The sequence below is a fragment of the Novipirellula aureliae genome, assembly GCF_007860185.1.
GTDB lineage: Bacteria > Planctomycetota > Planctomycetia > Pirellulales > Pirellulaceae > Novipirellula_A > Novipirellula_A aureliae.
Window position 1 is genome coordinate 186,208 of record NZ_SJPY01000002.1, and the last position, 12,847, is coordinate 199,054.

The window sequence follows — 12,847 nt, forward strand, 5'->3', positions numbered from 1 at the left end:
AACCGTGGCTAACGGCCTGCTGATTTAATCGGTTTGACTCGACTTATTGTTTAACGCCAAGCCATAGGCGACCGCTTATGGAAAAGCTGACGCCTTCGGCTAAGCGTTAAACGATTAAATCAGCAGCCCGCTATCGCCAAAACGGCTAATACGCAGACTGTTTTTCGAGCAATGAACGTAAACGCTTGAAGGCGTAGACTTAGCAAAACAATTTCCAAGCCCATGAATCATCCGGGCTAGCGATTAGCCCCGGATCGCGGGAGCGCATCCGGGGGTCTGAGGAAGCAAATCAACCTTTCGCCGTCCGTAGTCCGACGGTGCTCGCTCCGCTCGACCGTCGGCTAATGGCCGAAATCCCTCCGGGGTGTTTATCGTCTGCCGTTGTTGCGATTTCAGCCAAGCTGGTCGATTCGGGGAAATTGTACTTGTCAGACACCGGTCGGACTCTTGCATCGGCTTGAAATAGTAGCGATCATCTAGGTAGTTATCGATGCTTACCGTGAAACCGCTCGATCACGATCGAGTCGGTATCCCCGCGAATGACCAACTAGGAGTGATGAACATGAAACCTGCAACCGAGGTGCTAGCCCGTTTGGTTTGCTTACCTGGGCTTTTGTGCAGTGTCCTGTTGCCCGCCTCGTTCGGGTACTGTCAAGATGCGCTTGCCACAGCAAATCGTAACGAGCTATCCGCTTCGCTACGTCAAGACCGAAGCGAGACGTATTTTCAATATTCCATTTGGGGCGCCTTCGTCAACAAGGTGTTTGAAGGCGATTTGTCGGTCGCCGAGATGAAAAAACGCGGCGATGTCGGACTCGGTTCCTACACGCTGCTCGAAGGCGAATTGGTCATGCTAGACGGTATTCCCTACCGCATCGAAGAAACGGGAGTGGTCAGCGTTCCAAAGGACGAAGACAAAATCGTCTATGCAAATGCGGCATTCTTTGATGAGGATGCGAGCTTCGAGATTCCAGAAATCAATAACTACGAGATGTTGCGGCAAATCATTCGCGACCGCTTACCATCTCTCAACTATTTTTATGCCTTCAAAATCACGGGCACCTTCGAGTCAATGAAGTGTGGTGGGCTCTCAAGACAAGAACCTCCTTTTAAAGATGGACTTGATATCCTAATTCCCAACCGCCCTGTTTTTGAACGTCAGAATTTCAAGGGCACGCTGATCGGTTTCTATTGCCCTGGTTTCATCGGAGACATCAATGTCGAGGGCTTTCATTTTCACTTCATTTCCGACGACAAGCAATTTGGCGGACATGCGATGGAATTTAAAGCCAAAGACCTTCATGTCGCGATCGATAAAATGAAGCAGTATACCTTCGTTCTGCCGGAATCCGAGAAGTTTGAAGCGGTCGAATTCGACAAACAATTCCAATACCAGCAGAAGTAAAGTGTCATCGCTGGGCGGTTAAAGAGAAACGTTTGGATGCATCATGTGACGAGGCTCTATTAACGCTCTATTAACGGCGCCGCATCATTATTTAACAATCGTCTTTCGCGATCGCCTTCTAAACAAGCATAACGCGGTCGCTCCCGTCATGGCAGCTAGGCTGCTCGGTTCGGGAACGGCGGAAACCGATCCGACCACAAACCGGAACGTGCCAGTGTCGGTCACGCTTCCGCCGCCAGCGTCTGCGGTTAGATTTCCCACAGCCGTGAGCTCGAGATCGTAAACGCCTTGCGCAGTAAATCCAAAGTTATAGTGATCGTGACCTCCAACTCCCATCGCCAATACATCGGAAGAATCAATTCCACCATACGTCTGCCAGTAGATCGATGGCTGCCCCAAGTTCCCACTCTGCCACAGTGCAAATTCACCAGGGCCGTTGAAGGAGCTTAAGCTCAAGGAAAGGGTAGAAAAGTCGGCGCTGTCGAGTTCCTCTGAAGCGAGGCCTAGGAAAGGCAACCCTGCAGCATTGGCGACGGTGCCGCTTTGCGGCAATATCCAAACGGGATCACCAGTCGTCGTTCCGAGAAAAGAAACGTCGGCAGTCGTGGTACTGTGGGCATTCATACCAACATTAATGTAGGCTTCATCCGGCGCGTATTCGACCTCATCGGCCAACGGCATTCCGTCCAATATCGCACCCGATCCAAAGTGATAATGCAGTTCGAGTTCGCCCTCTTCGTAGGCGAGTCCAATATCGGCGTGACCGCTGACATACTCGACGACCGCTGCTCGTGCAACGGCGGGTAAGAACAGGAAAGCCACCGAGGCGATTAGGCTTTGAGTCATCTTTTTCATTGTAAAATCTCCAAAAGGTTTGAAAGGTAAAAAGGGGTTTATCGTTTAACCGCGTGGGCAACGCCTCACGTGGTTTGTGGTCGCATACGCGTGGCCCGATAGGCACGCGGTTTTGCGTTTCAAGAACAATCAAGGCAGCTCGACGGTCTCGCTGCCACGACTACTCGCGAGCGCCCAATACAACTCACGATCGATCGAATCCGTTAGAAAGCGAACACTTCCATCGGCCATCGAAACGTGAATACCGCCCAGGTGATGGCTGCTCGGTGTGACCAAGTTCATGCCGTCATCTTCGCCGCCATAGACATGACAATTGCGTCCATTGATCGGTATCACGGGCATGATGTGATTGGCCATAAAGGTCCAACCACTCATCCAAGCGTGACCGTGACTACGACTGTAGCGAACCTCCGATGCCGATACGCTGCCACAATACCGCACCCAACGATCAAGCGGTCGTCCCGTCGCTCCGCCACCGCAAAACGATTGCATCGACAATGGAGTTGACGGCGAGACGTACTCACCACCGAACGCATCGGAAGTCTCGAAAACCTGGGCGATCACCCGCTCCCCCACTGCGATCGTGTTCGAAAGACCATCGCGAATATCGGCAAAACGAATCTGAGGTTGTTGCCAAGTGTCCGAAGAACTTGGGTTGTATAAACCAATCACCCCGTTTTGCTTTTTCAGTGGGATCAGATTTCTCGGACCGGTTGACGACTTAGGCCAACCGATGTTCCCGGCATAGCTGCCAGGAGCCGTTTGGATACCAAGCGTGTCCTGGATCTCCGCGTTCGGATCACTAGGGCACAAGAAGGTAGGCACGATCGCAGCCAAAACGGTTGCATCCGCTAGCGATGGTGAAAGCGTGTACTCGCCATACTCCGAATCAAATTGATAGTCGATTTTGTCCGACAAGGGGCGATCGAAATGAATTTGCTCATAAAGAGCCGCCTGTTCGATCTGAGGCAAAATCCGCGACAACCAACTGTGAAAACCACTTCCCGCACCACCGTCGTATTGGTCGGCCCCAGTCATGCTGACAGGCATACTCTGGTGCATCCCATGGTAATTATGAAGTGCAAGCGTGATTTGCTTCAGATGGTTCTGGCATTGCAAGCGTCGTGCCGCTTCGCGTGCCGATTGAACCGCAGGAAGCAGAATCGCCACCAGCACGCCAATAATTGCGATCACGACAAGCAACTCCACCAAGGTGAAGGCGGTGCGTCGAGGCTGTCTAAACAAGTCCGCTTTCATAGCGTTTCCTGTAGTCAAAAGGGAATTCTTCCGTCTGCGGATGCGAAGCCTAGAAAGTCCCACTGCGCGAACACAATCGATCGGTTTTGGTCGGACCTAAGAATCGAGTGCATCACGCGCAGCAGGATCTATCGACTTGCGCCTGCGAACGATACGGCGATCCGCATCGCTGACATTTTCCGAAGTGAATCGATCTCAAAAGGGGCGTAAAAAGAGATGGCCGTACGGCAGCACCGATGCAGGAACCAAGAGGCTACGGCAGCGATGCAAATGCGAACGAACCTAGCGAATGGCCGGAGGACCACGAGGATGAGCCGATGCACTCAGTCGAGGTAGAAACGGCTCCTGATGCCTTGCTAAAACAAAATGACAGACCGCTTGTGAGACGGACATCACATCAAGCTGCCAAGGCACACCACACGAACTGGCAAGCGAGTGACATATCGCACACGCTTCCGAATCGTGTCCATGCCCATGTTCGTGAGCAGGTGATGATGAGACCGATACGATTGCTACCGGTTGGTCACCATCGTGCGAAGCCACCCCGCCATTTTCCGTAGGGGCATTTTCCGTAGGGCCACTTTCCACATGGCCATTTTCCACATGGCCGCAGCAATGCGAGCAATGATCGTGACGGGTCGAACCAGGGGAAGTGGCGAGTGAAACCGCTGCGTCAACGTGCGTACAACCACAAGTCGCGACATGCAGCCAAGCAGGTGAATGCCCAAGCGCAATCACACAGCAAAGCAGGCTGGCCAATAAAGGTCGGACGGGTGAAGTCATGATTGACGTTAGAAAGAAGTAATGTGCAAAACGGTCCGACCAAAGACAATTGCTAAGCCTTACGATGACTCACACGAACCGGTTCGTCAAGACCGAACCATTTTTTTGTGAAAGAAGCTCTTGTCCCCTCAAGAGTTGAGCGACATTGCGGCCAAGCCGCTATCAGGATTTCAACGCCTACTGCGAATGGTAAGCCGAGGTCGAACCTTCGATCACTTTCGCAATCTCCCCGCCTTCTCCCCGCCTTCTCCCCGCCTTCTCCCCGCCTTCTCCCCGCCTTCTCCGCTCTCTACCATTTTAGAGTCCCCTATCGATAGGTTAACCTTAGCGCATGACAATACAGCCCAGTCGACGCCGATTTGATACTTACCGCGAAAAAGTCCGCCAGCGTAATGCGGGCTCGATTCCTCGCGATACCCGTTCGTACCATTCCTCCCGCGGCCCAAGTGCCAAGAAACTGGGGACCCGTGAGCGTGGTTTCTGGGAACTTTTTCGCGCATTCTTTCGATTAACGTCAAATTTCCGGAGGACGCTCCTTACCTCCATGGTCCTCTTGACACTTGGTATCGGGCTACGACTGATCCCCCCCGTCGGCACGAAGTTGGCAATCGACTCGGCATTGAGTGACCCACCCAAGCCACTGCCAAGCTGGTTGACCGGTCTAGGACTGCCGAGCGAACCGTTTTCGCTGCTGATCGCCATCGCCATCGGGGTCACGGTTGTCACATTGGCTGGGACGATGATCAGTTTGACGAGCCGATGGCTGGCGACCAAAACGGTCAATCGAGCTCAGGTGGGAATCCGTCGCCGAGTGTTCGAGCATGCCGTTAGGCTTCCTCTACAAAACGTTTACGACATGAAGAGTGGCGGAGTCGCCAGTTTGATCCGCGAGGATGCTGGCGGTGTCGCCGATTTGATCTTTAGCATGATTTACAATCCGTGGCGGGCGATTGTTCAGTTCGTCGGCAGCCTCGTGATCCTCATGCTAGTCGATTGGCGTTTGATGGTCGGCGGTCTATTGCTGATGCCGGTCGTCTGGGCAACGCATCGGACCTGGATCAATCGAATTCGCCCTCTGTACAAAGATATCCGCAATCAACGCCAGCGAATTGATGCGGGAGCCACCGAAACCTTTAGCGGGATTCGCGTTGTTCGAACCTTCGCGCGTAGCCGCAGCGAATCGTCGCGGTTTGTTCGCGAGGGCAGCTACCTCGTCCGTCAACAACTCTTTACATGGTGGTGGACGCGAATTATCGAAACCATTTGGGAGGTGCTGATCCCATTGGCGTCAACCGTACTCCTGCTGTACGGCGGCTACCAGATTATCCACGAGCAATTGACTCTGGGGGATCTGATGATGTTTCTGGTCTACCTGACGATGCTACTCGATCCGTTGGCAACCCTAGCGGGCAGCGCCGTTGGATTTCAAAACAACTTAGCAGGTCTCGACCGCGTGCTCGACGTTTTAGAGGTCGACGAAGAGTTGCCGAGTCGGTCAGGTGCGGTAACACTCAACCGATCCAAGGTTGCCGGGTCGATGTCAATCGAGAATGTCTCGTTTTCCTACCCCAGTTCCGACACGTTGGTGCTACAAAACATCAACCTGGAAATCAACGCGGGTGAAACCATCGCGTTGGTTGGCCGCAGCGGTGCTGGCAAAACGACGCTGACTAATTTAGTCGCTCGCTTTTACGACCCCGACAGTGGCTCGATTCGCATCGACGGACGTGATCTACGCGATATCAAACTGCAAAGTTACCGCAAATTGCTCGGGATCGTCGAACAGGACGTGTTCATGTTTGACGGCAGCATCCGAGACAACATCGCCTATGCGCGGCGAAACGCAACCGAGGACCAAGTGGTTGCGGCTGCGGAAGCGGCTGCGGCACACGAATTCATCACGAAACTTCCCGATGGCTATGATTCGATCATCGGTGAACGCGGCGTCAAATTGTCAGGCGGGCAACGGCAACGGTTGGCAATCGCTCGCGCTATCTTAGCCGACCCACGAATACTGATTCTCGATGAAGCCACCAGCAACCTCGATAGTGAAAGCGAACGGCTAATCCAAAACTCGTTGGCCGAACTACTCAAAGATCGCACGGCCTTCGTCATCGCTCATCGGCTTAGCACGATCATCGGGGCTGACAAGATCGTGGTTCTCGAAGATGGTCAAATCCGTGAAGTGGGAACGCATGAAGAGTTGCTTGACCGAGGTGGCCACTATCGCGACATGATCCACCTGCAAATGCACGAAACCGCCAGCCGACAAACCCACACTGCGTCCTAGCACCAGGACGAATGGGAATACTCGAAGTTCAAAAAGAACAAGTTGACGTCGCTGCCGCGACCTGACCCAGCCTGGGGTGCTCAAAATCTGGGGTTGATGCGATCGTAGCTTGCGTGGTTTTTATACCTCTCCCAGCGAAGCCGGGGGAGGTCGAGTGACGCCCTTAAGGCGTTCGCGAGGGAGGGGGGCCGGTGCGGCACTTGTACAAAGCACATCGCGTAAGCCCCCTCCCGAACGAGGCTTACGGGCTGTCGATTTAATCGGCTTGACTCGACTTATTGTTTAACGCCAAGCCATAGGCGACCGCTTACGGAAAAGCTGACGCCTTCGGCTAAGCGTTAAACGACTAAATCGACAGCCCGCTTACGCCCGTTCGACCTCCCCCAAGCTTCGCTTGAGGGAGGTTGTAGGTTGTTCGCCATGTTGCCCTGAAAAGCGGCACGACCTCTGCGCTTCGGAGAGGTCGTTAATCTGTTCAGCTAAACGGAAAAGTTGCACGAATCCTAAATCAGGGGGAGAGCTAACAGTGGAACAAAAAGGATGCTCACGGCGACCGTGTCAAATCCGATTTTGAGCAGCTCAGACCATGCCTACGTCGGTTACCACGCCTCTACTTCGTCAGCGCATCAAGCTCTTTGCCGAGTTCTTCGACGCGAATGTTGTGACGAACGACGCGGCCTTTTTGGTCGACCAACATCATGGTTGGTAGGGTTTGAACCCCAAATGCCTTCGCCAATTCGCTCGACTCCAAACCGCCTTCATCAAACAACTGAATCCACGGTAGCGACGTCTGAAGCAAGAATTGAACCGCCATTTCTCGCGTTCCATCGACGTTGATGCCGACTAACTGCAGCCCAGCTTTGCTGTAACGTGCTTGCAAACTGCGGAGCAACTTCATGTCCTGCTTGCAAGGTTCACACCAAGTGGCCCAGTAGTGAATGACAACCGGACGACCTCGGTATTGAGACAATCGAAATGGTCTCCCTTCGATGGACAGGCCTTGGAAATCGATCACTTCGCCAACGGATTCTAAACGGCGAATTGCACCAATCGCCTTTTCCGATGCATCCGTTCCACGAAAATCTTTGGCGATCTTCTTGTAATAGCCCAGCGCTTCCTTCTCCTTGTCTTCAAACTCTTTGCTCAACGCAAGTTGCAGCATCGCTTGTGAAGCTTCGGGCATCGTTGGATGGCGATCGACAAAATCGGTGAGCGAATCGAGGTACCATTCTTGTACTTTCGCGAAATCCGCGTCAGGCGTTTGACGAATCGCATATTCGGTCCCAATCAAAACATAATCGGCATAAGAGCGTAACGATTCGTTTTCATCACCAAGCGAGCGAGTGATGGCCGATAGCCGTTTGAGTCCCTCTGGGTAGGCTCCGGTTTGCGAAGCAGCACTGACGGTATCGATCAATTGACGCGTCCACGCATCCCGTTCCGTCGGCGTTTCCGTCGCTTTGATTAGCCTGGCAACGACTTGAGCACGAGCTTCATGCAGGGGACCGGATTCTCTAGGATCGCTGGCCGAGCTGAGTTTGCGGTCAATCTCCTCCAATTCCGTAACAAGTTGTTGGGTCTGAGGAGCCATACCGCCACCCGATATGGTTTCACCTGAAATACCGCCAGGAGTGAAAAAGTTGCCTGCCGATTGTGCTACCGCTTCGCCTTCACCTGCAGCACTGGGCAGATCAACCAATTTCCACGAATCGTCAACCTTGATAATCGTTCCGACCAACAATTGGCCGTTGCTGCCATCGTCGTCAAACATCGCAACCGCGTTCTCGTAGACGGTCACATCTTGAGTCACACCGTCGATTCCCGCTGGAACGACACCTGGCGTCGCAGCCGCAAACTGAACCCATTTTGCCGACGGACCGACGGCCTTTTGACGCCGTGCAAAACTAGCAAAATCGTCCGCAGCCCGTTTTGATTTGGTCGCTAATCGACGAACAATGTCCTCACTCAATCCGAGCGATTCGAGTTCCGATTCGGTGATCAGCAATCGTGCAAAACGATCGGCATCCGCTTCACGCATCGCCGAAACCACTTCCGCGGTGACCTCTTCTGGCGAGATTTGGATCCAGCTGTCGATTCTTCCATCCTCGTTTTTGTCCAAACCCCAACGGGTTCCGGCAGTGCCCAGCCAACGATGTTGGTCAGCTTTGCCATTGAAGTCTTTGTCGACGTCTCGATACACCTCGATACCATAGTTAAAGTAGCACCACAGATCGATTTTGTTATCGCCATTGGTGTCGGCAAATCGACGGAGCATCGTTCCATCCGAGGAAAAGACTTCCCATCCCGACCACTTTGGATGATCAATGTCGGAAACTTTGCAATTTGCGACGGATGCCGGACCCACCAATTCATATTCGACACCCGCCTGAACGGGTTTAAGCCCGAGGGCGTCCTTTGCCGATGGTGTCGCTGCGAAAACAGGCGTCGCAAACGAGAATGCAAGCAACAGGAAAGCCGGGAACGAAGTCGCTGTGGAAAACAGCCTCCGTTTGGAGCGCAAGCGGGTACGGCGCGAGAGGATTGTGGAAGGAGTTAAATCCGTCATGCCAATCAATTCCATAGGATGGGGTGGTACGTGAAATGTTCCTACTATCTTTCACCACTTTGGGCACCCAACGCAAGACCGGTTTTTTTCGCTCGATCCACCTCCTTTGACCCGGGCTCCCGAGCTGGGCAAACCCAATTTGCGCCCGCTTAATCGGCATCGCCCCGTCCACTATGATAGTGCCGCAGTTCCGCTTCGTCCTCCAAATCACTATTTCACTCGATGCCTCGACAACCCTCTTCATCCGCTACCCCGTCATCCAAAACGTCGACGGTTGAAGTCGTTCCCGGCGGCAAAGTCGTCGGAAGGATTACGCCGCCAGGAAGCAAAAGCTTGACCAATCGAGCGCTCGTTTGTGCCGCGTTCGCATCGGGGCATTCGACGCTAACCGGTGCGCTTGAGAGCGAAGATACGGAGGTAATGATCGATTCACTAAGCCAAATCGGTTTAAAAATCACTGTCGAAAACGGTGGGCAAACAATCCATATCGATAATTCACAAGTGCCGCCCGATTCGTCACCGCTTGGTTCGCGGCCGGGCGAAGCAACAAGACTTTTTATCGCCAATAGTGGGACCACCATTCGTTTTTTGACCGCGGCTTTATCCGCCGCCGGTGGGCATTACGAACTACGCGGTGTCGACCGGATGCACCAGCGTCCGATCGGCGATCTTGTCGAGGCTATTCGTCCGATTCTAGACGGAAAGATTGAAGCGTTAAGCAAAGATGGATGCCCTCCGGTGCATTTGAACTGCCACGGCTGGAAGGATGGGAATGTGCACGTGGGAGGATCGGTCAGTAGCCAATATTTGAGTGGTCTGATGATGGCGGCTCCGATTCAATCGTTTGCGGCGAAATCGAGCCAGGCCACTCGGTCGATTCGGATCATTGTCGATGGTGAATTGGTATCACGGCCCTATGTCGACATGACGGCAAAGGTGATTGAATCGTTTGGAGGCCGCGTGGATTGTGTTCCTTCACAAGACGGCAAAGAGGATTCGCTTGCTTTTGAGATTTCGGCGGCAGCAAAAAATGGCTCGTTCGGATATCGCGGCTGCGACTACCAAATCGAACCCGATGCGTCGGCCGCCAGTTACTTTTTGGCTGCGGCCGCGATCACGGGTGGACAGGTTACCGTGAACGGATTGAGCCGCGATGCGATGCAAGGCGATGTTGGTTTTGCTGACGTGCTTGAACAAATGGGCTGCGACGTTGATTACCAATCGGATTCCATTACCGTGACGGGTGCACCCTTAAAGGGGATCGATATCGACATGAATGCAATTAGCGATACCGTACAAACGTTGGCCGTCGTCGCCTTGTTCGCCAAAGGACCGACGCGAGTGCGTGGGGTCGCACACAATCGATTCAAGGAAACCGATCGGATCGGCGACTTGGCCTGCGAGCTTCGCAAGTTGGGGGCGGACGCCCAAGAGCACGACGATGGTTTGACAATCACGCCTCCGCCAAATGTTGACATGCTTCACGGTGCAACCCTAGCCACCTATCACGACCACCGGATGGCGATGAGTTTGTGCCTAGCAGGCTTGAAGATGGAGGGTGTGCAAATCGAAAACCCGTCGTGTACTTCCAAAACCTATCCCGAATTCTTTCAAGACTTAGAAAAACTGATCCGAAGGCCGCATCGGTGGACGCAGTAAACGAAAAAACGGCGTTAAGTGTCTACGCACAGGTGCCAGCAATCGCTCTGATCCTGGGGGGATACTAATCTCATCACTGATAATTTGGTTGACGATTATGCAAGGGATTTTTCAGATCAAAGCCAACGACGATCGTTATCATTTGACCGGCATGGGCCATTCCGATGTGGAACTCGGACAGCTACACAGTTTTGCTGTTCAGCTTCGTTTGACGTTAGCCAATCAAACACGCGATTTACGACTTCTTTGATTTGGTTACCGGATTGCGTTCAACACCGGTTGGCGCTAACGGATCAATCACAATCATCGACGACGAAGGATAGCAGGTTAAAATCTGTGCTCAACGCCGGTTGGCGTTAACGGATCAATCACGAGATTGACTTCCACGGTGCCGCTGAGACGGCGAAGTGCTCAACGCCGGTTGGCGTTAACGGATCAATCACGCGTCGGGCTACAAGCCGAAAGAAAATGAATTGGTGTGCTCAACGCCGGTTGGCGTTAACGGATCAATCACATGCAGATGGTCTACGACGAAATAGACGAATCGCTGTGCTCAACGCCGGTTGGCGTTAACGGATCAATCACTTCGACCACCACTCGAAAACGGATACGAATTTCAGTGCTCAACGCCGGTTGGCGTTAACGGATCAATCACCCGAATTATTTCAAGAATAGTTACGGTGGTATGCTGTGCTCAACGCCGGTTGGCGTTAACGGATCAATCACTCAATCGCGATCTTGCCGGTGATGTTTGCGGCATGTGCTCAACGCCGGTTGGCGTTAACGGATCAATCACGCGTGTCGAATGGGTCAGTGATCTTGTATAGAATTAGTGCTCAACGCCGGTTGGCGTTAACGGATCAATCACCAGCGTGCCGCGTTCGCGAATCGTGATTTGCGAGATGTGCTCAACGCCGGTTGGCGTTAACGGATCAATCACTCCATACCATCAATTAGTGATACATGTGCGATCTCGTGCTCAACGCCGGTTGGCGTTAACGGATCAATCACAATGTACCCACTGGCATTTGACAATTTCATACTTCGTGCTCAACGCCGGTTGGCGTTAACGGATCAATCACTATTGTGAATCTTTCTTGATGATGCGAACCAAGTGTGCTCAACGCCGGTTGGCGTTAACGGATCAATCACAATCACGAGCCAGCAATCGCACTCGGCAATCGCATGTGCTCAACGCCGGTTGGCGTTAACGGATCAATCACACTGATCGATTCGGTGACATTAAATTCGATGATATGTGCTCAACGCCGGTTGGCGTTAACGGATCAATCACGCGGATGTGCCAAGTTTCAAGAACAGTTCTTGCATTCGTGCTCAACGCCGGTTGGCGTTAACGGATCAATCACGCAATCGAAGTCTCGACTACAAAATCGTCGTAAATCGTGCTCAACGCCGGTTGGCGTTAACGGATCAATCACATACTCACGAACCAAGGAACGGAGCGAATCATTGAAGTGCTCAACGCCGGTTGGCGTTAACGGATCAATCACGAGAAATCGTCGTCGATCGCTTCGCCTGGCTTCCGTGCTCAACGCCGGTTGGCGTTAACGGATCAATCACGATGCGTTCACCTCGCGAAGTTCCCAGCCGAGTAGTGCTCAACGCCGGTTGGCGTTAACGGATCAATCACCAAATGAACCACTTTCGTTTTCGACCAAGTCGCCTTCGTGCTCAACGCCGGTTGGCGTTAACGGATCAATCACGAGGTCATACAAACCAATCGCTGTAACTTGATCTTCGTGCTCAACGCCGGTTGGCGTTAACGGATCAATCACTTCCTCTTTATGAATCCCGAAAGCGGAAACAAGCAGTGCTCAACGCCGGTTGGCGTTAACGGATCAATCACCAACGGGGGCGGAACGTCTGTCCCGCGCACAACGGTGCTCAACGCCGGTTGGCGTTAACGGATCAATCACATTACCGTTTCGCTCTGGAACGCACACTATGCGACTGTGCTCAACGCCGGTTGGCGTTAACGGATCAATCACAGTGCAAGCCAGTTTGTACGTCA

At 53.0% G+C, this 12,847-nt stretch carries 8 protein-coding genes and 1 CRISPR repeat array (1 of these 9 cut by a window edge); of the genes, 3 read left to right on the forward strand and 5 right to left on the reverse strand.

The annotated features are described in order from the left end of the window. Positions 1 to 289: 289 nt before the first annotated feature. The gene (locus Q31b_RS27970; protein ID WP_197171066.1) at positions 290 to 436 is read right to left on the reverse strand and encodes a hypothetical protein; all 147 of its coding nucleotides are present in this window, start codon (positions 434 to 436) and stop codon (positions 290 to 292) included. Positions 437 to 490: 54 nt separating this feature from the next. Between Q31b_RS27970 and budA the strand changes: the two genes are divergently transcribed. Beyond that, positions 491 to 1,405 (forward strand): acetolactate decarboxylase, encoded by a 915-nt coding sequence (gene budA, locus Q31b_RS06595; RefSeq protein ID WP_146598907.1) that lies wholly within the window; start codon positions 491 to 493, stop codon positions 1,403 to 1,405. Between the two features lie 87 nt (positions 1,406 to 1,492). Here the strand turns inward: budA and Q31b_RS06600 are convergent, their stop codons facing one another. The 3 genes from Q31b_RS06600 to Q31b_RS06610 all read right to left on the reverse strand — a co-directional run bounded on the left by Q31b_RS06600 (position 1,493) and on the right by Q31b_RS06610 (position 4,300). Next, complete coding sequence (locus tag Q31b_RS06600) at positions 1,493 to 2,260, reverse strand: choice-of-anchor M domain-containing protein (protein ID WP_146599388.1); 768 nt, start codon at positions 2,258 to 2,260, stop codon at positions 1,493 to 1,495. 129 nt (positions 2,261 to 2,389) lie between these two features. Then, positions 2,390 to 3,517, reverse strand: a complete 1,128-nt coding sequence (locus Q31b_RS06605; protein ID WP_146598908.1) for a DUF1559 domain-containing protein — start codon at positions 3,515 to 3,517, stop codon at positions 2,390 to 2,392. A gap of 282 nt (positions 3,518 to 3,799) precedes the next feature. After that, positions 3,800 to 4,300 carry a hypothetical protein gene (locus Q31b_RS06610; protein ID WP_146598909.1) on the reverse strand — a complete coding sequence of 167 codons (501 nt, stop codon included), beginning with the start codon at positions 4,298 to 4,300 and terminating at the stop codon, positions 3,800 to 3,802. A gap of 331 nt (positions 4,301 to 4,631) precedes the next feature. On the opposite strand from Q31b_RS06610, the gene Q31b_RS06615 reads away from it, so the two are divergent. Continuing rightward, the gene (locus Q31b_RS06615) at positions 4,632 to 6,590 is read left to right on the forward strand and encodes an ABC transporter ATP-binding protein (protein ID WP_146598910.1); all 1,959 of its coding nucleotides are present in this window, start codon (positions 4,632 to 4,634) and stop codon (positions 6,588 to 6,590) included. A gap of 610 nt (positions 6,591 to 7,200) precedes the next feature. Here the strand turns inward: Q31b_RS06615 and Q31b_RS06620 are convergent. Then, entirely contained in the window at positions 7,201 to 9,156 is a 1,956-nt protein-coding gene (locus tag Q31b_RS06620; RefSeq protein ID WP_146598911.1) for a redoxin domain-containing protein, read from the reverse strand. A gap of 222 nt (positions 9,157 to 9,378) precedes the next feature. Here Q31b_RS06620 and aroA point away from each other — a divergent pair, with 222 nt between their 5' ends. Next, on the forward strand, positions 9,379 to 10,815 hold the full coding sequence (aroA, locus tag Q31b_RS06625; protein ID WP_146598912.1) for a 3-phosphoshikimate 1-carboxyvinyltransferase: 1,437 nt from the start codon (positions 9,379 to 9,381) through the stop codon (positions 10,813 to 10,815). A gap of 265 nt (positions 10,816 to 11,080) precedes the next feature. Further along, positions 11,081 to 12,847: a CRISPR direct-repeat array (repeat unit 36 nt; unit sequence GTGCTCAACGCCGGTTGGCGTTAACGGATCAATCAC) (it continues 5,228 nt past the right edge of the window).

Excerpts from the sequence above, each read along its gene's own strand:
- budA (WP_146598907.1), top strand. The coding sequence starts at position 491 with ATGCTTACCGTGAAACCGCTCGATCACGATCGAGTCGGTATCCCCGCG.
- Q31b_RS06600 (WP_146599388.1), bottom strand. The coding sequence starts at position 2,260 with ATGAAAAAGATGACTCAAAGCCTAATCGCCTCGGTGGCTTTCCTGTTC.
- Q31b_RS06605 (WP_146598908.1), bottom strand. The coding sequence starts at position 3,517 with ATGAAAGCGGACTTGTTTAGACAGCCTCGACGCACCGCCTTCACCTTG.
- Q31b_RS06610 (WP_146598909.1), bottom strand. The coding sequence starts at position 4,300 with ATGACTTCACCCGTCCGACCTTTATTGGCCAGCCTGCTTTGCTGTGTG.
- Q31b_RS06615 (WP_146598910.1), top strand. The coding sequence starts at position 4,632 with ATGACAATACAGCCCAGTCGACGCCGATTTGATACTTACCGCGAAAAA.
- Q31b_RS06620 (WP_146598911.1), bottom strand. The coding sequence starts at position 9,156 with ATGACGGATTTAACTCCTTCCACAATCCTCTCGCGCCGTACCCGCTTG.
- aroA (WP_146598912.1), top strand. The coding sequence starts at position 9,379 with ATGCCTCGACAACCCTCTTCATCCGCTACCCCGTCATCCAAAACGTCG.